This window comes from Corynebacterium sp. FDAARGOS 1242 (assembly GCF_016889985.1).
Classification (GTDB): Bacteria; Actinomycetota; Actinomycetes; order Mycobacteriales; family Mycobacteriaceae; genus Corynebacterium; species Corynebacterium minutissimum_B.
Genome location: NZ_CP069568.1, coordinates 1,408,239 through 1,426,537, shown reverse-complemented (window position 1 = coordinate 1,426,537; position 18,299 = coordinate 1,408,239). Strand labels below are relative to the sequence as shown.

Below are 18,299 nucleotides of genomic sequence, written 5' to 3'. Positions count from 1 at the left end.
CCAGTCGCCGTGCCACAATGGTTGCCATGACCGTGACCGATGCTGATCTTGACGTTGTCCGCGAACAACTTGGCCGCACTCCGCGCGGCGTCGTAGACATTGCTTACCGCACCCCCGACGGAGCGCCCGCAGTGATTAAAACTGCGCCAAAGCTTCCCGACGGCACCCCGTTCCCCACTCTCTACTACCTCACCGACCCGCGCCTGACGGCCGAAGCGTCGCGCCTTGAGGTCGCCCACGTCATGAAGTGGATGGAACAGCGCCTGGCAGAAGATGAGGCGCTGCGGAAGGACTATCTGGCCGCTCACGAGCACTACCTTGCCACCCGCAACGAGATGGAAGATCTCGGTACGCAATTCTCCGGCGGTGGTATGCCAGATCGCGTGAAGTGCCTCCACGTACTGATTGCATATGCCTTGGCCGAAGGTCCCGACCGCGTACGTTTCGGCACGGAAGCCGTCGCAATGGCAGCAGAACACGGTAAACTCCGTGGCAGCGCCATTCCGGAAGAGTGGCCTACCGTGGGGGACTTGGGCATCGATATGGCCCAATTTGATTTTTCTAACGCCGGTTAACAGAAAGGCTTGACCTATGACTCGCGTCGCTGCTGTCGACTGCGGAACCAACTCCATCCGTCTACTCATCAGTGAGATTCAGGGCGATGGCAAGATTCGGGACATTTCCCGCACGATGGAAATTGTTCGCCTTGGTCAAGGCGTCGATGCTACCGGCGAGTTCGCTCCGGAGGCCCTCGCGCGTACCCGCGCCGCCTTGGAGGAGTACGTCAAGCAGATGAAGTTCGAAAAGGTTGAGCGCGTGCGCATGGTGGCTACCTCGGCCACGCGTGATGCCAAGAACCACCGCGATTTCTTCGACATGACGGCGGAGCTTCTCGGCCAAATTCAGCCGGGGGCTCGCGCGGAAATTATCTCCGGTGAGGAGGAAGCCCTGTTGTCTTTTACCGGCGCTGTGGCGGACCTCAGCTCGGAGAAGGGGCCTTATTGCGTCATTGACTTGGGTGGAGGCTCCACCGAGTTCGTCGTCGGCACGATCGACGGTGAGATCCTCGGCTCTCACTCCGCTCAGATGGGCTGTGTCCGTCTCACCGAACGCATGATGCGCAGTGATCCGCCTACTGAAGCAGAAATCGAGATCGCCACTGATTACGTCGCTGAGCGCATGGCCGACGTGGAGAGAATCGTACCCATCGACAAAGCCGTCACCTTCGTCGGCTGCGCCGGAACCTTCACCACGTTGTCTGCCCTTGCCCAAGGCATGGAGCGCTATGACGCCGATTCCATCCACGGTTCCGAGCTGCGTTTCGACGCTCTGCGCGTGCTGACCCGTCAAATGATAGGTCTGTCCTCGGACGTCCGTGCCCTCAATCCGGTCATTCACCCAGGCCGTGCTGACGTCATTGGCGGTGGATGCGTAGCCGTCGAGGGCATCATGACCATGATTGAGCGCAACAGCAGCGCCCGCTCCTTCTTTATCAGTGAGAAGGATATTCTCGACGGAATTATCGCCGGCCTCGCCGCAGCCTGACCCAATAACTAGTCTGCGAGCACCCGTGCCCTAAAATAGGTGGGCACGGTTTGGCCCCCATAGCCCAATCGGCAGAGGCAGTCGACTTAAAATCGATTCAGTGTGGGTTCGAGTCCCACTGGGGGCACTGTGAAGTCTCGAGACATCGTTCCGGTCGGTGTCTCGAGATTTTCGTTTTCGGAGCCGAGGCCGACATTCATGCTTGAGGCCACATTCACGGTAGATAAGGGCCAGAAATTTGAAATTTTTCGCCCTTATTCACCGTGAATGACAGTGACAGGTGCGCGCGACCTAGTTCCGACCTCAGTTGTTGTTCATAGGTTGAGACACACTTCTAGAACTGCTCCTGAAAGCGCTTGAAGCAGCAGAGCTGGGCCTCACACGGGCCTATTTCCAGCAGTCGTCACTTCGGTGTGGATAGCCGCAGAGGATCGATGTCTCGAGACATCGCTTTTCGTCGTGCCTGGGCAGTCTTGGCTTTAGGGTTTCTACCAAATCGATGTGGTGAGACATCTGGGCTGGTTAGACCGGAACGATCTCATGAGACATGCGGAACGATGTCTCCGAACCAGACACCACGGGAGCACCATGACCAGCGGAAACGCGGTCAAGAGTGTCCATTTAATAGTGCTGAGCTATACGTTGCTATCAGTGCAGGCTATGAGGTGTGTGGCCAGGTGCGGTAGGGGAGGCGTCGACAAGCGCAGTGCTTCGCGACGCCTCTCTTTAAGAATATTTTGCAAAGTTTGGGATTTTTGGGAACTTCCTAGCAATCGAGTGCGTTGGAACTAGTGAGAACATGATCATGGCGGCCCTTATGGGGCCGTCTTTATTGAGAAAGACTGTGAAAGGAATCGGGATTCACGTGCGTTCTAGCAACCCCGTCATGAGTTCCCTCTCATCCAGCCAAACCCAGAACCAGACTCAGAGCAATCCGTTTGGTCAGAACGACAACCCGTTTAACGAGGCCACCCGTAGTGCCGACCGCCCGCTGACCGTTGATGACGTGGTGACCAAGACTGGTATCACCTTGGCCGTCATCATTGTGATGGCTGTCCTTAACTTCTGCATTGCTGCGCTGTTTAACCCAGTCGTAACGATGGGGCTGACCTTGGTTGGTGCTATCGGAGGTTTGATTACCGTCCTGGTGTCGACGTTTGGCAAGAAGTTCGGTTCTGCCGCCGTGACTCTGATTTACGCCGCATTTGAGGGCCTCTTTGTTGGTGGCTTTTCGTACATCGTTGCCGGTGGATCTCTAGACAATTCGGGTGGTATGGCACTCGCCGACCTAGGTGAGATCGGCGTGGGCATTGGCCAGGCCATTATGGGTACGGTCGGTGTCTTCATCGGCATGCTCATGGTCTACAAGACCGGTGCAGTGAAGGTGACCCCGAAGTTCAACAAGATTATGTTCGGACTCATTGCCGGTGTTGCCGTCTTGGCATTGGGAAACTTCCTGGGCGCTATTTTCTTCGGCTTCAACCCGCTGCGTGACGGCGGTGCGATTGCCATTATTTTCTCCTTGGTTTGCATCGTCCTGGCATCCCTGTCCTTTATGACCGACTTCGACCAGGCTGACCGACTCATTCGTCAGGGTGCTCCGGCACAGTACGCCTGGGGTATCGCCCTTGGCTTGGCCGTGACCCTGGTCTGGCTTTACACCGAGATTCTGCGTCTGCTGAGCTACTTCAGGGACTAGCTCTTACTTATCGCCTTACGTGGCCGGCGGCTGGCACCTTAAATGGTGCTGGCCGCCGGTTTCTTTTGTGGTTTTGTCACATTGTTGTGTGGGGTGTTTGATAATTTGCCGTCTATATGTGGTGTTGGCGAGAGTGTGTTCGAATGGGTGTCTTGTTTTGGTCTAGTCGTGGTGGTGTATTTAGGGGTGTGGTGTGGTGTCGGGGTGGTTGGGTAGTGTGATGGATAGAAAGCATGTTCGTATTTTCTAGTCTTTAGGGGTGGGTCATTTATGGTGGCAACCACAACAACAACTACTTCTTCTTCTTCTTCTTCTTCTGTTCCGGTGGCGTATTTTTCTCATTCGAATCCTGATGATCCGGTGTGTGTTGCGGGGATGTTTCTGCGGCGTGTGGAGTACGAGTTTTGGTTACATAATCTTCCGGCTTTGGAGGCTGATTCTGATAGTGAGGTGATGAAGCTTTCGGTCAAGACTGCCAAGACGGCCAGGCAGGTGGCGAAGAATGTGATGGGGGTTGGACCTCACTGATCGGCCAGCCCTCCTCGACGACGAGGCGGGCGACCTTGAGTCGGTGGCGAGGTGTAAGAGCGGCGCTCGCGTGCGTCGTCATCGGACCGGATCCCACTGGAAGCGCCACCGGCCGACGAGAGCAGCGACAGCGAGTACAACGCACAGAAGAAACACCGGCATGATCATGGAGGCTAGTGGGTCGCCGTCCCACGCGTGTTGAGCGGCGTCGACGAACCAACGGACGGGTGAGTACTTAACGATCTGCTGAATCGCCGACGGCATCGCCGCCAATGGCGTAAAGGCTCCGGATGTGAGCATGAGCAGGATCATGAGCACGTTCCCTATGCCCGTAGCGGCAGTGGCGGACGGATAGAGCGCCGCAAGCGCGCAACCCACTGCGAGGAAGGTGCTGAGCCCGATGAGGCACACGGCCAGGACACCTGGGACGTGGCTAGGCATGGGCACCCCGAAAACCCCGATCCCAATCGCCAAAGCGGTGAGCATGCCCGCAATACCTACGACGAAGTGCACGGTGAGGCTCGCTGCGATGAAGGTGGAACGACGCAGCGGCGTAAGACTCAGGCGTCGGAGTGCGCCCGTGTCACGAAGGGTCAGCATCGCCACGGGCACCTGGAGGACCCCGGTCATGGCGAGAACAAGAGAGGCGAAGGCGGGCAGGGTCGCATCGAGGAATCCCCGTCCACCGAACTCCGGTCGCGGATCGTTACCGAAGATCACACCCAAGGCCAGCACCAAAACCGGCGCGAAACCGAAAGAGAAGAACAGGCCTACAGGGTCGCGGCGCTGGGAGCGCCATAGGGCTTTGAGAAGGGCTCGATATGCGTTCATGCCGCCTGCTCCTCGGTGGTGATGTGTCGACCGGTGAGGGCCAGGAAGACGTCTTCAAGGCCGGGGGTCGTCGTGCTCATGCTCGTTACGGTGATGCGGTGTGCCTCCAGTGCAGCAAGGACGCCCTGCAGCCCGTCCGCAGCGCCGCGGATGGTCAGTTCCCGTCCCTCTGTTCGAGCGCTGGTCACGCCAGGAACTCCGTTGAGGTCGAACTCTTTGCTAGGTGACGCCGACAGGATAAGCTTCGCCGTGGTGTCACCGGCATGTTGCTGGATGAGGGAAGGCACTGTGTCCAAAGCAACCAACCGGCCGTGGTCGATGATGGCTACACGGTCGCATAGCCGTTCGGCCTCCTCCATGTAGTGGGTTGTGAGAACGACCGTTGCACCGCTATCGCGGACGTGCTCGACGGTGTCCCACATGTTTCGACGTGACTGAGGATCGAGAGCGGTAGTGAGCTCGTCCAAGAAAGCGAGCTGGGGACGGTTGATCAAGGCGAGGGCGACGAACACTCGTTGACGCTCCCCACCCGAGAGCCTGTCAACGCGGGCGTTGGCCTTGTCCTTGATCCCCAGATCCTTCAGCAGTTCGCGCCAAGGCCGCGGACGCTCGTAGAAGGCGGAGTAGAGCTCGAGGGCGTCCTGCACAGTGAGGCGAGGTGGCAGGGCCGCGCTTTGCAGCTGGACCCCAATTTGCTGAGCCAACGAGTGCTGGTCCTTGATGGGGTCGCAGCCGAGCACCTCGACGTGCCCAGACGAGGGGCGGTCCAGTCCTTCCAGGCAGTTCAACAGGGTCGTCTTACCAGCACCATTCGGGCCCACGACCCCGAAGATCTCTCCTTCGCGGACATTGAAGGAGACGTCTTCGAGGGCAGTGAAGCTGCCGAAGTTGCGGCTGACAGCCGCACAGCTCACGACGTTCTTCATTCCTCATCACCCTCTGAGTCCACGGGGGTCTGATGGCCAGGCATCGCCTGCATGACGATCTGATCGAGCGTCTCCTGGCGCATCAAAGCGATCCCTTGGTTCGCGTCAGCGAGCAGGAGCAGGGTGTCGCCCGGGTGGATGTCGAAGAGCTCCCGCGCGCCCTTGGGGATGACGATCTGCCCCTTGGGGCCGACCTTGACTGTCGCGGCGTACTTGCCCGGTGGGGGCGTTTGATCCATGTCCATGCTGACCTCCTGGTTGGTGCCACAAGTATAACAAGTATAACAAGTGGCATCAACCAGGAGGCGACCTCATGGCACGTAGTCGATTAACGTGTCCGGTGAGTACAGCTAGTCATGCTTTCCCCTTTCGTCGTCTGCACTGGATGGTGTTAAAGCTGTTAGGACCACGGATTTAGTAACGCCGTGGTGAGCAAGCAGTAACGCCCGGGTGAGTATTGAGTAACACCCGGGCGTTGACTATGAGCAACTATTCTGCGTTGGCTTCTAGGCGCATGTTGGGTCCTTCCAGTGTGATGATCTCAGCGCCAACGACGAGTCGATTCAGGATTGACTCGGCGATGACAGCGTCCGGGATGGATTTGTACCACTCATCGGGCGTGAACTGGGAGGTCACGATCGTTGATCCCCGGTGTTCGCGTTCGGCAAGAATATTGAGCAGCTGGTGTGCTGTGGCAGCATCAATCGGGGTTGTTAGGAAGTCGTCAAGAACGAGGACGTCTGCCAGGTGCAGGTCTTGAAGAAACTCCATGCGTGCTGTGTCATTATGGCGTAGCACCATTAGCTGGTTGGCTAGTGTGTCTGTGCGGAAGAAACGGGCGGAGTAGTCGTTTCTGCACGCGGCGGTAAGCAGTGCTTGGGCCAGGTAGGTTTTGCCGACGGATGATTTGCCGAGGATGACAATGCTTTGCGCTTTTTGACACCATTGGCAGTGAGCGAGTCTGGTGATTTGCTCTTTGTTGAGGTTGCGGCTGGGCGCGTAGGTGATGTCTTCGATACATGCATCGAGATTTGGCGATCGGGATGCTTTGAGTAATTTGTTGACTCGTCTCTCACGCTTGGCCGCGACTTCTTTATCGAGTGCGTAGAGCACCTTGTCGGAAAAACTCCACGAGTCGAAGACAGGATCTGCGGCAATATCAATCACGGTTCGCCCGAAGGCCGTCATTCGCAGATCGGTAAAGATCGGCAGGACCGATTCATCTAGAAAGCGTGCTGATGCTGATGCTGGTTGTGGCTGTGTCATGACTTCGAAGGTCCTTTCTTCCTAAGGTTTTCCATGCTGAACTGGGCAGACCCACCCAGATACGCGCCGCGGGTATCACGTGCGTGAACTGCTGGTGGTGTTTCAGGCGGTGTTGTTGGCGCAAGATCATGGCCTGTCGGGCGGGTGGATTGGTCTTTGCGTACCGCAGCCATCATGTTTTTCACCGCGGTATACGACACGGCCCTCCTTGCGCCATCAGGTGCGATCAAGCGGGCACAGGCTTGTTCCAAAATCGCCTTGTTGGCGTGCTTGCCCATATTTAGTACGTTTCGACACGACTGATACGCCTGGGCAGGGATTGCCTTTGCGCTGATGAGTTCTGCGATGACTTTCTGGGTCGCTGGCCCGATCTTGGCCGCTTCACGGTAGAAGTAGTCACTGGTCCACAGCCCTGTGGTATCAGCCATGTTGGCAGGAATATGATCCACGTCAGTGACATAGATCCCCCGGGCTTGGGCAAGCCGGTGGGTGGCAACACGCTGCCCAGCGTCAAAGACAGTAACTTCGTTGCCAGTGATACGTACATCGACAGTCCGGCCGACGAGCTGGTAGGGCACCGAATAGTGAGCAGTATTGACGGTGATGTGGAAGTTGGGGGCGACTTTCGCACGTTTCCATTCGGTATGCTGCCACGGTGTTGTGGGAAGTTGGCCAAGCACATCACGTTCAAACTCATTAAAGAGCATTCTTCTGCTGGTGTAGGTGCCACGAAACGGGACCGCGTCATTGATATCGTCAACTAGGCTGCGGATGCGTGCATTGAGTTCATCAAGCCCAACGCATTGATGCCCGTGGAGGGTATGGATGACTTTTTGGGTGATGATCTTGACAGCCGCTTCCACGTTCGCCTTGTCCTTCGGACGCCGAGCACGAGCAGGCAGCGCGGCAGTGTTGTAATGCTCGAGGAATTCCTCGTAGGTGGAATTAACCTGCCGGTTGCGGTCAGCAGCACCAATTGCGTGTGACGCTGTCGAAGCATTATCAGGCACAATGACTTCAGCAACGCCACCGAAGTATTCAAACGCTTGGATATGTGCCCACAGCCACGCCGCTTGCCGCTGGTTCGGGCAAGCACAGGCAAACAGCATTCCCGAATATGGCAGTGACGCCACGAAAATACTGACTTTTGTACCCCGGGCATCAATCGGGTCAAACAGCCGCATCGTGGTACCGGCCCAGTCGACTTGCATAGTGTGTGCCGGGATATGCGTAATGCGTGCGGTAAGTCCTGTGGCATCAACGTGTTCGGCGACAAGCTGGCGGAACCGCTCGTAGCTGTAGTAACGCTGAGACGGACGAGCAGGTTGGGTGGTGTAGCGACCCCACAAGACTTGGAGAGTGACTTTGTTTCGGCCGGTGCGTGCTTTAGCCACCGCGTCGAAGTCGATGGGCACGAAATCTCCTTGGGCAAGACTTCGACCATCAACAAACCATGTGGCCATTTCTTCGTCGGTGATACCGGCGAGTTGTTCATCGGTTGCGATCTGGTGTGCCGCCATTGCCTGGCGGGCCTTTTGAACTGTGGTATGCGAGCAACGCACAGTCGAGCAGATTTGACGGACGGACCAGCCTTGTAAGACAAGATCCATCACGGCCCGGTAATCAGTCACGATCGGACTCCTCTGATTATGCCGCGAGCCCTTTTGTCACGCGGTCAGAAGAATCTTCTCCCAAAGTGTTACTCGATACTCACCATCCCGTTACTGGATAGTCACCACGGTGTTACTAGATACCCCCGCGCAACAAAAGCTGGTAGCCACGTGTTAGCCCTTTCGCATTGGCGGTAGGCGTAGGGGTTACCGTAGCTACCCGTCGAGACATGCCCCGTTGGGCGTATGTCGATCTGTTCTATTGAGCAGGCATCACCTGGGCGGGGTTGCGCAGATTTACCCACACGGCAACGTAGGCAGAGATACAGCCCACCCCAGCTCGTTACGCCACGCGCACGTATCGGCAAAAGGTTTTTCTCTTCCACTGCCTCGCGGCTGGGCAACCGTATATTGCTAACGGTGTGACCCCCTCTGGATCGGCAGGAGGCCGTTCTCGCGGAGAGATCGTAAATGGCGCTTGACAGTGGCTTCTGGCAGTCCCGTCTCGCGCATGATTTCGCAGCGTGTGGGAACCTTTCCGGTATCGGCGAAGACCTCACCAACAACCAGTTGCACACGTGCACGCGTTGTTTGATCCTGGATCTTCTTCTGCCGGAGGGTATTCTTCATTGTGGCGCGCTGGGTCTGGGCGTATTCACCGTCTGGATCGGTTTGCCAGCGTTCTGAAGCTTTCTTGCCGCCTTTGCGTCCCATTGTGGCGAGGGCTTTGCGCTCAGAGCTTGTTGCGCTTCCTGGGGCGGATGCGCTCGTGTATGAGCTGCGCTTGGACTGTGTGACATAGCCGCGCACGCGGCGGGCCATGGTTTGGCGGTCGCGCATGGGCGGCATTTCGTTGTCGCGGCCGTCTGCTCCAAAGCGTTGAGCGGTGTTGTAGGCGTGTTCGTAGGCGTCGATGATCGCAGCGTCGGTCCATGCATTGTCCTGCTACACGTAGCCCACCCTCCCCGCCTATGTGTGGTTCGAATTGTGCTCTCGGTGAGGAGGCCAAATAGGGCTAAAGCCTGAAACGGGTTTGATGTATCGTGCCGCCTCAAATCGACCAATCTTGTACGCTTCCATCGCCTTGCGTGGAGAGAGAACTCGCCGCATTAAAATTGATTTGCTGCTGATGCCTAATCTCCGGCGAATGATCAATCGGCCCACCTGCACTGTTGTAAATGGTGAGTTGGACGTAGCTATTAATCTCCTGCCTCAACGAAGCATTCCGCGACTCCACTGGTTCCCCTGCCTTCTCTTCGCCGTTTAGCCCATCAATCGCAGTCGTCAGCCTTAAGGCATGGACCCGTATCGACGAAACCATTGATTCAATGGCGGTAGACGGAACTTGGATTTCGGCCTCGTTCAATTCGAGCATGTGAAATCCCGACGCCTTGCTCTCTGACAGCATCTGACGGTAACGGTAAATCCATACATCTGGAAGTGGAATACGGCTACCTTGCGGCGATCTTGACATGCCTTCGAGTGCTACCAATGGCTGACGGAACGATAGACCACTTTCGGGTATTCGTAGCTCGGCGGGAACGTCGTACGGTTGTAATAGGCGGTGACGCGAGGGATAACCTACGGGTCCGTCAAATGTGAGGCGAATAGTCGGATTGGATAGAATGCGGTAACTGGGAACGGGTTCGTCGTCTCCGTACCCAGACAGCTCTTTATCGATCCATTGCTTTAGTTCCAGAGTCCCGAATCGGCTCGCGAGGACGTATAGAGCACTTAGCCCATCTGATAAAGGTCGCTCGGAGTCTACTAAATACTCCAATGCTTGGTCAGCAGAGATTATGGGGAGAACCCTTTCGTTTAAAATGTGTCAAGTGCGGCTTGGCCGGCTATCGGTGCAATCGCTGAAAGCACTTCCGGGCTGAAGAATTTTTCATTAATCCAACCGGCGACTTTACTAATTGCTCTCTTTGGCCCTGTGGTCATCTCGATTGTTTCAAGCTCCTTGGCTTCGGCTTCGTAGCCATTGTCGCTGAGAATGTTCTTAATCTCGTCGAGGTGGGAATTCATGTCCTGATGCACCGAGATTGTGTTGTTGTCGCCTTGCGTATTCTGAGCAAAGCCAAAGTTGTAGTTTGTCTGTTGATTCATAATTGCTCCCGCTATGGCTCGTTCTGCAAGGACTCTGGTGCTGGTATCTGTTTCGGCAAAATCCTCGCCCAACGGTGTGATCTTGAAGGTTCCAACGTCGCCTGGCATTTGACCAAAAAGGTCGAGTAACTTATGACGACCGAGCCAACCTAAGATCTCTTGGAGCTGAGGTAGCTCTGGGTCCGGGAGGGCTTTGCGAAGATCCGATGTGTGTTGGAAATCGGACCCCAAGCTGTGAATCGTCTTGAGCACGGCATCCCTCTGATCAAATGTATCCACAAAGCGATTTTAGCTTAACATCGGCCGATGGAGTTCTGACTTTTGATGAGGTGAGAACAAGGGAGCTTATTCTTGGGGGCGGTCACGGCGGGACTGCCGGGGGTGGCGTCGCACACACCGTGACCTAACCCCAAGCCTCATCGGGGGTGTGATGTGCCGGCCTGGATGTGTCAGTTGGATCATCGGATTAATTATGCCGAGGGTGGGCCAACGCATCCGGATAATCTGGTGTGTTTGTGCCAGCGTCATCACAATATGAAGACCGAAGGCAGAGCCTTTTATATTTTGGATCCGGTTACCGGTGATGTGGTGTGGCTATTGGCTGATGGCAGTTGGGTGACAACACAAGCCACAGGCCCGCTTGCACCGTCGATGCGCAGGTGGGCTCGTAGTGTTGCGGAGGATGTTATGGCACATAGGGCAAAGATGCATGAGGATGCCAAAGCATTAAAGGTGGAGCTAGAGAACGGTGAAATCGTGGAAGTCTTCGACATGACCGACCCGGCAGACCGCGACAACACCAGCGGTGGCGATATTCCCTTTTAGAGGGCTACGGCGGTGAGGCTGGCTTGTTCGTCGAACTAAACGACGGTGATGAAGCGGGTAGAAACCCGGCGGAATGCTGAGACTTAGGCATCGGCGCTTTTCCTATCGTCGTTAGAAACGACGACGCCGGCGGCACGATTGTCTGCCCCAGTACAAAGCTTCATCGTCGCCATAGACGACGGAACTGTGCGGTGTGATTGCCTGTCGCAACAATGAGTTTCTTTTGTCGTCGCAGACGACGAGGTGGGGTGAGCGTATTTTGGGGAAGGGAGCACGAATCGTCGTTCCACACGACGACAGGCACAGGTGTGTGGCTCAGAGTGAGTCGTGGTTTCCCAATCGGCGATACTCAGGCTGACATTCGCTTGTCGCCTAGTCGTGGCGGCAGAGTTCTTCCGTTTCGTCGAAAACTCCGACGAGTAGAAGGACGGCCCGTATGGATACCGAATTGGATATTTCTAAGCTGATTAGTGGTCGCTTAAGTGGACGCGCAGGGAATTTGGCCTTTCTTTTTAGTGAACATTTTCGATAGTTTTCTTGGCGTAAATCGCGCATCTGCTAGCCGCTGCCCGTGTATGACATTCCATGCGGTAAGCCTCCAATTGGAAAAATTGTTGGCCTAGAATCCTTACCGAAAAATCCCAGGTCAACTACTTTCATTATTGTAATTCGGGTGTACCCGCTCCAGAATTTTTAAATTAGATTCACCTAATTCCTTAAGCGATAAGGTTGTCTGCGTCACAGTGTCTGGCCAGTATCTATTTGTCAAACTTCTAATAGTATTTATTGATAAATCTTGTCAGTTGAGCAAATTCTTAAGTGATTCATAGATTTCGCCGAGACAGCCCGTGATTTTTCGTGCATCCTTGTTTCCGAAGCCGCTCACGGAGCTCGCTCTGGGAGGTGGCTTCAAAAGTTAGAGAGATTGGTTGAGAAGGGAAACCATGAAGCGAATCGGGGGCCTTGTGTTGGTGACGGCTTGTATGGGGGTGCTATCGAGCTGTGCATCATTGCAGGGTCTGAGTGTTCGTTCTCATGGCGACAGTAACGGGGGCTCTCACGATTTCTCTGACGTTAGGGGCGGCGGTGGCTCAGTGGACTCGGGGGTCGCTGATGCCACCGCCATGGGGGAAAGGCAGGGCGAGAGTGCTAGTAGGGAGGAAGTCTTTGGAGGCGGGGTGCTGCCACCGCTCGGGGACTTCGATCGAAGTGCGCCCGGCTTTAGAGTCTTTGACCCATGTACTGAGATTCCTAGTGAGGTATTTTCGGATTTAGGGGTTGAAATGACTTCGGGGCCGCTACGTGAAAGTGGGTATAGGTCTTGTCAGTTCTCGGTGCAATCGAGAACTATGGGGTCTCGGGCTTACTTGGTGCTTGAATCTCAAGATTACACCCTTGAACAAATTCAAGAATTATATCCAGGTAAATACTCGGGGCTTGTGGGGATACCGGGGGAAATTTACACCGCGGAAGACACGTTCATTCGGGGAGTTACATGCAGTTCTTATGTGCAAACAGTTCAAGGGCTCATTTCTGTCTCCTGGACTGAGTCTACTGCCGCAGTTTCGATGCGCGATAAGTGTCAATCATCCGCTGATTTCTTATCTAAATTGATTTAAAAGGGAGTTTAAAATGTTTATAGACCAAGAAAATGTAGATCAAAGATCTAGCGACATCACAAGGTTGGGCCGAAGAGCTGAAAAGGCGTCAATGGGAATCCATAGCCCACTTGACGGGGGATTTTCTACAGTTACGGGCCTAAGTGAAGTCGGTGCGATCCACCAGCGTGTGTTGGCGACGGATCCGGGGTCGGCGCGAAATTCGCTTGACGGATTTAGGAGTCAGGTCGCATGGCTAGGGGACACACTTCAAACCGAGCTAGCGGGCTTCGAATCGCAGGATGAATTGAATAGCCGTGGGCTCGATGTCGCGGATGCCGGAGGCGGCGGTGGGGCAGAGGCCATGCCCATCGTGGAGCAACCGGACCCTGGATATAGTCCGTTTGGGTTCACGATGCCGGTAGTGGACCCAGGGGCTTCGATTATGGGGTTGGCTTCAGATTTGTTCACTACGAGATTCTGGGACGTCTCAGAGGCGCAAGCGCGCTGGAGGGCGTTGAGCACGGAAGTGGGGGACATTGTTCAGGGGCTGCACGCCTCGGCGGCGTCGTTGGAGTCGGAGAATGACAGCGAACCAACGACGAGAGCGGCAGCGAAAATCCGCGAGGTAGCGCAAGCTGGTACACACTTCATTGCAAATTCCGAGGTAATGCAGCAGAAGCTCTTCGGCTTGCAAGCCCGCATTATGAGTACCCAGGCGGAGGCGGTGGCGCTTGCCTTCGAGGTGATGGCTATCCCGGAGCCTGCTACGCGCGCAGCAGCGGAAAGGGCAGCGTTGCTTCATATGCAGGGGCTGCTGCAAGAGGGGGTTGTTATGGCTATGCCGTACCAACACGCGCTCATGGATGCAGCCCCGCCGAGTGGTGGGGGCGATGTGAACACGGAATTCGGTGCGGTGGCTGGGGATGGAACCCAGTACAACACCGACGGAGTTACGTGGCCAAAGCAGATTGCGGAGGCTATTGAGAGCGGCGAGGTTGGTCCGGGATCTTTTGACGCTGCGACTGGACAGATGAAGGGGCTCTCGGAACTGGGAATGGATGCCGCAGAGATTGCGCAGTTCCAGTCAGATTTGCGCAACCGTGGGCGCAGTATCTTGAGCGAGCTAGGGTTCGGTGATGCGCTTGAGCCAATCGACGCCTCCCAAATGAACACGTCCGCAGCCACCGCAGGGGTTAGTTCCGTGAATCCTATGGGTGGCGTTCAGGTGGCAAACGGACAAGCTCTGTCGGCCGCCGGATTAGGTAGTGGCGCGGGTGCGGGAGCATCCGGCATGGGAGCCTTGGGGCTGCCGGGAGGCCGTGGCAGTACAGCGGGTGCGCTGACAGGCGGTATGCCGAGGGGCATGAACAACGGACTGAATAGAGCGCTTGGTCGTATTCCTGAAAACCCGTTGACGTCGGCAGCGGGCCTTGGGGGAGCGTCTGCCACCTCACCGCAGACCGGAACGCACCCCGTCCTCGGCGGACTACCGGGAGCGGCGGCGTCTGGCGGGGCGAGGGACGGAAGGGCGTCGCCAAGCGCGGGCGGTGCTGGTGGATCCGTCACCGGCCCTATCGGGGGCGCGGTTGGAGGAGCCGGAAACAACGGTGCCGGAGTGGCAGCCAAGTCCGGGGCGCACGTAGCGAAGGGCGCTGCTGGCCTCCGCATGATGCCCATGATGGGCGGCGCGGCCCGTGGAGGAGAGAATGAAAAGCGGATCAAATCCGTGACCACGCAGGTTGAGCGAGATCCCAACAAACGTGACCTGCTGGGAGAATCGCCGGCGGTGCTTCCGGGCGTGATTGGGGAATGGGCCCGAGACGGGGACTAAGACCGGAGGACCAAAACGCGAAAAGTGGCACCACAACAATCGTGGTGCCGCTTCGTCGTGAAGCTAGTTGGTTACAACTTCGGAGCCAGTCGCAGGGGCAACCTCGGTGGCAACCTCGGTCACGGTTTCGGTTGCGGTTTCCACGGAAGCACCGGCGCCCGGAGCCTCACCTTCGAAGGTGGCAGCGGTGTCGACCTTTTCATCGGAATCCTGCTGGCTCGGCGGGTGGCAAGCGGCGAGAGTAAGACCAGCGGTGACGGCCAGACCGGCAGCGGCGAAACGAGTGAACTTCTTCATGGGTAGAACTCTTTCTCAGAAAAACGGTGATGTAGAGCAGTATAAGTTAGGACTGGCGCGGCGTGGCGGCCTTAGCAGAATCATACGGTGCTGCAGAGACCACGGTGACCGACAACGTCTTGCCGTTCGGAGCGGTGTACTCGCGGGTCTCGCCCTCGGCAGCACCCAGCAAAGCGGCGCCCAGTGGGGACTGCTCGGAGTAGGTTTCCAGATCCTTGTTGTCGGAGGCAGCAGCGCGGGTACCGATGAGGAAGGTCTCGCGGTCGTCCTTATCGCCGTTGTAGTAGACGTGAACAACGGAACCGATGTGGGCCACGCCCTCCTGAACGGCGGTGCGCTCGGTGGTGGAGTTAGCCAGAACCTCAGAAATCTGCTTGATGCGGGCCTCTTCCTGGTCCTGCATCTCACGCGCGGCATCGTAACCGGCGTTCTCCTTAAGGTCACCCTCCTCGCGGCGCTCGTTAATCTCGGCAGCGACGACCGGGCGGTGGTCAATGAGGGCCTGCAGTTCGGCCTCGAGCTTGGCCTTGGTTTCCGGGGTGATGTACTGCTTCTGCTGCTCAGCCATGGTGCAACCTTCCGTTTACGGATAATCTCTCAAAAGAATGGGCGCAAAAGTGCAGGTGGCACGGCCCATTCAGAACGCTCAACATACTAGCATAGCTGGGCTTTTAGCTATCTGTTGCCTCACCCGTGAATTCGACAGAATCCATGGTGTCGATGTCCAAGTAGGAAGGGATTGCGCCGGAGCAGCCGTAGGCGCCGCCAGCTACCGCGCGGTGGTTCGTAGGAACGTCGATAGCCACGCGCTGGGCTTCCTCACCGCCAGCGGGGACGGCGATTTCGCGGCGGCCGACCTCGGCCTTGGAGTAATCGAAGGCCTGGACAATGCAGTATGCGGGTTCTTCCACGCGGTTGCGGGTAATGTCGACCCAAACTCGTGCGGTGTCGTCAGAAATAATCTCGTGCGAGACATAGGAAATATTCGCATTGACCTTTTGCTGAGTACGGAAATACTGCACGCCGAAGACAACCATGGCAATGAAGGCAGCCAAGAAGACGAGGACGATGGCGCGGTTCGTCCACGAGCCCGTGCTCTTAGTAGAAGAGCCATAACGGGACTGGGAACGGGAGGCAGGACGAGCGGAACCAGCGGATGACATGAATCTGATTCTATCCAACCTTCGGCCAGAACAAACTATCCACTAGACTGGGCCATTGTTTAAGACGACGGTAAAGGGAGATGTATCACCTAGTGAGTACTAAGCGCCTGCTAGCTATCCACGCGCACCCGGACGATGAATCTTCGAAAGGTGCCGCCACCACCGCCAAGTACGCCGCCGAAGGCGCAGAGGTCCTCGTAGTGACCTGTACCGGTGGTGAGCGAGGGGACATCATTAACCCTGCCATGGAACGCCCCGGGGTACTGGAAAACATGGGCAGCATCCGTCGTGAGGAGATGGCCGAGGCTGCCGCAGCATTGGGCGTCCAGCACACGTGGCTGGGACACATTGACTCCGGTTTGCCGGGTAACCCGCTAGCGCCCAACATTAAGGACCTGCTCCCTGAAGGTTGCTTCGCCCTCATGGACGACGATGATGTGGCGCAAGAACTGGTGAAGATCATTCGCGAGTTCAAACCACAGGTCATCATCACCTATGACGAGAATGGCGGGTACCCCCACCCAGACCACCTTATGGTGTATCGCTCCTCCATGATTGCGTGGGACAAGGCTGGGGATGAGTCCTATCACCCCGAGCTTGGTCAGGCCTGGGAGCCTCAGAAGCTGTACTACAGCCACGGGTTCGTGTACCAGCGCATGAAGATCTTCCACGATTTGCTGCTAGAGGAAGGCAAGGTGAGCCCCTACGAGCCTATGTTGGCGCGCTGGGACACAACGTTTGGTGACATTATGGCGCGCGTGACCACCCAGGTGGAGTGCGCGGACTACTTCCAGAACCGTGAGGACGCTCTTCGCGCGCATGCCACTCAGATTGATCCCGCAGGAGCATTCTTGGCGACGCCCGTGGAGGTCCAACAACAGCACTGGCCTACGGAAGAATTTGAGTTGGCTAAGACGCGGGTATCCACGGAGCTGCCCGAAAATGATTTATTTGCAGGAATCCCGGAAGTAGGGGAGTCTTAGAAGCATGAACGCTTTGTACTTCGCGGCACACGACGTCGCCCTTCTAGCCCAAGGCGCGCAAAGCGGGCCGGTGGGGCCGGAGTTTGGTAAGGCGTCTCCCATCGGCCTGTTGATCCTTGCGCTGATGGGCGTCGCAGTGCTGTTTGCCGGTTGGAACTTCCACCGCCGCTACTCCCGTTTCCGCCGCCGCACCATGTTTGCGGAGGACCATGGCATTGATCCTTTCGATGATGAGGCTGTTGACGCCGCTATGAAGGAAGCGGGCATCCTCGATACCAGTAAGAAGTCCATCTTCTAACGCGGAGGGCGAGACCGTGACATTCCTCAGCCAAGCGCTTTACCCCCTGTATGAAGCGCGCCTGACGCGAGAGATTAAGGGCAAGCCGCAACCACGGCACGTGGCCATCATGGCGGACGGCAACCGCCGATGGGCGCGGGAGGCCGGGTTCACGGACATTAGCCACGGTCACCGCCAAGGCGCGCGGAAAATCAGTGAAATGATCTCGTGGTGCGATGGCACCGACATTGAAGTCGTGACCATCTACCTGCTGTCCACTGAGAACCTCAAGCGCAGCCAGCAGGAAGTACAGCTGCTTTTCGACATCATCTCTGATGTAGTCACGCACCTGTCACAGGGTGAGCTGGATTGTCAGATTCGCCTGGTGGGGCATCTGGATTTGCTTCCAGAAAAGGTCACCGAGAAGATGCGCTGTGCCGCTGCAGCTACGGAAGACCACAAAGGCGTCATCGTCAATATTGCGGTGGGTTATGGAGGGCGTCAGGAGATCGTCGACGCTGTCCAGAGCCTCATTCGCAGCGAAGCGCAGAAGGGGTTGAGCGCTGAAGCGATTGCGGAGAACGTGACCGCGGAGGCCATCACCAGCAACCTGTATACCAAGGGCCTTCCGGACCCTGACCTGGTTATTCGCACGTCGGGCGAGCAGCGCTTGTCGGGCTTTTTGCTGTGGCAGGCTGCTTACTCTGAGATCTGGTTTACGGATACCTACTGGCCGGCTTTCAGACGCGTGGATTTCCTGCGCGCATTGCGAGATTATTCACAGCGCTCGCGCCGTTTTGGACGCTAG

Annotated in this window: 21 protein-coding genes, 1 tRNA gene and 2 pseudogenes; 12 read left to right on the top strand and 12 right to left on the bottom strand. The window is 56.7% G+C overall.

Annotation, left to right across the window (positions count from 1 at the left end):
• Positions 1 to 26: 26 nt before the first annotated feature.
• From I6J72_RS06790 to I6J72_RS06770, 5 genes are all read left to right on the top strand, one after another.
• The gene (locus I6J72_RS06790; protein ID WP_204098648.1) at positions 27 to 575 is read left to right on the top strand and encodes a DUF501 domain-containing protein; all 549 of its coding nucleotides are present in this window, start codon (positions 27 to 29) and stop codon (positions 573 to 575) included.
• Positions 576 to 591: 16 nt separating this feature from the next.
• Positions 592 to 1,545 (top strand): Ppx/GppA phosphatase family protein, encoded by a 954-nt coding sequence (locus tag I6J72_RS06785; RefSeq protein ID WP_204098647.1) that lies wholly within the window; start codon positions 592 to 594, stop codon positions 1,543 to 1,545.
• Between the two features lie 53 nt (positions 1,546 to 1,598).
• A tRNA-Leu gene (locus I6J72_RS06780) sits at positions 1,599 to 1,672 on the top strand.
• Positions 1,673 to 2,410: 738 nt separating this feature from the next.
• Entirely contained in the window at positions 2,411 to 3,244 is an 834-nt protein-coding gene (locus I6J72_RS06775) for a Bax inhibitor-1/YccA family protein (protein ID WP_204098646.1), read from the top strand.
• A 270-nt stretch (positions 3,245 to 3,514) separates the two neighbouring features.
• Positions 3,515 to 3,772, top strand: coding sequence for a hypothetical protein (locus I6J72_RS06770; protein WP_204100533.1), 258 nt, complete (start codon positions 3,515 to 3,517; stop codon positions 3,770 to 3,772).
• Here I6J72_RS06770 and I6J72_RS13240 read toward each other — a convergent pair.
• From I6J72_RS13240 to I6J72_RS06730, 9 genes and pseudogenes are all read right to left on the bottom strand, one after another.
• Positions 3,720 to 3,854 (bottom strand): annotated as a pseudogene (locus tag I6J72_RS13240) (IS481 family transposase); the annotation flags it as partial. The gene I6J72_RS06770 and the pseudogene I6J72_RS13240 overlap by 53 nt on opposite strands.
• Entirely contained in the window at positions 3,851 to 4,603 is a 753-nt protein-coding gene (locus I6J72_RS06765) for an ABC transporter permease (protein WP_204098645.1), read from the bottom strand. The gene I6J72_RS06765 and the pseudogene I6J72_RS13240, both read right to left, overlap by 4 nt.
• Positions 4,600 to 5,529, bottom strand: coding sequence for an ABC transporter ATP-binding protein (locus I6J72_RS06760; protein WP_204098644.1), 930 nt, complete (start codon positions 5,527 to 5,529; stop codon positions 4,600 to 4,602). The genes I6J72_RS06765 and I6J72_RS06760 overlap by 4 nt, the downstream gene beginning before the upstream one ends.
• Positions 5,526 to 5,774: an AbrB/MazE/SpoVT family DNA-binding domain-containing protein gene (locus I6J72_RS06755; RefSeq protein WP_070545069.1), complete on the bottom strand. Its 249-nt coding sequence runs from the start codon at positions 5,772 to 5,774 to the stop codon at positions 5,526 to 5,528. The genes I6J72_RS06760 and I6J72_RS06755 overlap by 4 nt, the downstream gene beginning before the upstream one ends.
• Positions 5,775 to 6,018: 244 nt before the next feature.
• Positions 6,019 to 6,795: an ATP-binding protein gene (locus I6J72_RS06750; protein WP_204098643.1), complete on the bottom strand. Its 777-nt coding sequence runs from the start codon at positions 6,793 to 6,795 to the stop codon at positions 6,019 to 6,021.
• Positions 6,792 to 8,426, bottom strand: a complete 1,635-nt coding sequence (gene istA / locus I6J72_RS06745) for an IS21 family transposase (protein ID WP_204098642.1) — start codon at positions 8,424 to 8,426, stop codon at positions 6,792 to 6,794. Before istA ends, I6J72_RS06750 begins: the two co-directional genes overlap by 4 nt.
• A 393-nt stretch (positions 8,427 to 8,819) precedes the next feature.
• Positions 8,820 to 9,245: an ArsR family transcriptional regulator gene (locus I6J72_RS13130; RefSeq protein WP_239107223.1), complete on the bottom strand. Its 426-nt coding sequence runs from the start codon at positions 9,243 to 9,245 to the stop codon at positions 8,820 to 8,822.
• A gap of 211 nt (positions 9,246 to 9,456) precedes the next feature.
• The gene (locus I6J72_RS06735; protein WP_204098641.1) at positions 9,457 to 10,185 is read right to left on the bottom strand and encodes a hypothetical protein; all 729 of its coding nucleotides are present in this window, start codon (positions 10,183 to 10,185) and stop codon (positions 9,457 to 9,459) included.
• Positions 10,186 to 10,223: 38 nt separating this feature from the next.
• Entirely contained in the window at positions 10,224 to 10,793 is a 570-nt protein-coding gene (locus I6J72_RS06730) for a hypothetical protein (protein ID WP_204098640.1), read from the bottom strand.
• Positions 10,794 to 10,958: 165 nt separating this feature from the next.
• Here I6J72_RS06730 and I6J72_RS13235 point away from each other — a divergent pair.
• From I6J72_RS13235 to I6J72_RS06715, 4 genes and pseudogenes are all read left to right on the top strand, one after another.
• Positions 10,959 to 11,015: pseudogene (locus I6J72_RS13235) on the top strand (hypothetical protein); the annotation flags it as partial.
• Positions 11,016 to 11,048: 33 nt separating this feature from the next.
• The gene (locus tag I6J72_RS06725) at positions 11,049 to 11,339 is read left to right on the top strand and encodes a hypothetical protein (protein ID WP_239107221.1); all 291 of its coding nucleotides are present in this window, start codon (positions 11,049 to 11,051) and stop codon (positions 11,337 to 11,339) included.
• 944 nt (positions 11,340 to 12,283) lie between these two features.
• Positions 12,284 to 12,958, top strand: a complete 675-nt coding sequence (locus I6J72_RS13230; protein WP_370552132.1) for a DUF3558 family protein — start codon at positions 12,284 to 12,286, stop codon at positions 12,956 to 12,958.
• 286 nt (positions 12,959 to 13,244) lie between these two features.
• Positions 13,245 to 14,771, top strand: coding sequence for a hypothetical protein (locus I6J72_RS06715; RefSeq protein WP_370552131.1), 1,527 nt, complete (start codon positions 13,245 to 13,247; stop codon positions 14,769 to 14,771).
• 63 nt (positions 14,772 to 14,834) lie between these two features.
• Here I6J72_RS06715 and I6J72_RS06710 read toward each other — a convergent pair whose 3' ends face one another.
• From I6J72_RS06710 to I6J72_RS06700, 3 genes are all read right to left on the bottom strand, one after another.
• Positions 14,835 to 15,068 carry a hypothetical protein gene (locus I6J72_RS06710; protein WP_204100532.1) on the bottom strand — a complete coding sequence of 78 codons (234 nt, stop codon included), beginning with the start codon at positions 15,066 to 15,068 and terminating at the stop codon, positions 14,835 to 14,837.
• Positions 15,069 to 15,114: 46 nt separating this feature from the next.
• A complete protein-coding gene (gene greA / locus I6J72_RS06705; protein WP_115021576.1) occupies positions 15,115 to 15,636 on the bottom strand; it encodes a transcription elongation factor GreA in 522 nt (173 codons plus the stop codon).
• Positions 15,637 to 15,739: 103 nt separating this feature from the next.
• Positions 15,740 to 16,231, bottom strand: a complete 492-nt coding sequence (locus I6J72_RS06700) for a DUF4307 domain-containing protein (RefSeq protein WP_204098637.1) — start codon at positions 16,229 to 16,231, stop codon at positions 15,740 to 15,742.
• Between the two features lie 92 nt (positions 16,232 to 16,323).
• Here I6J72_RS06700 and mca point away from each other — a divergent pair, with 92 nt between their 5' ends.
• From mca to I6J72_RS06685, 3 genes are read left to right on the top strand one after another with little or no spacing between them, the layout of a single operon-like run.
• The gene (gene mca / locus I6J72_RS06695; protein WP_204098636.1) at positions 16,324 to 17,214 is read left to right on the top strand and encodes a mycothiol conjugate amidase Mca; all 891 of its coding nucleotides are present in this window, start codon (positions 16,324 to 16,326) and stop codon (positions 17,212 to 17,214) included.
• Positions 17,215 to 17,218: 4 nt separating this feature from the next.
• Positions 17,219 to 17,512 carry a hypothetical protein gene (locus tag I6J72_RS06690; RefSeq protein WP_039674700.1) on the top strand — a complete coding sequence of 98 codons (294 nt, stop codon included), beginning with the start codon at positions 17,219 to 17,221 and terminating at the stop codon, positions 17,510 to 17,512.
• Positions 17,513 to 17,528: 16 nt separating this feature from the next.
• Positions 17,529 to 18,299: an isoprenyl transferase gene (locus tag I6J72_RS06685; RefSeq protein ID WP_070671957.1), complete on the top strand. Its 771-nt coding sequence runs from the start codon at positions 17,529 to 17,531 to the stop codon at positions 18,297 to 18,299.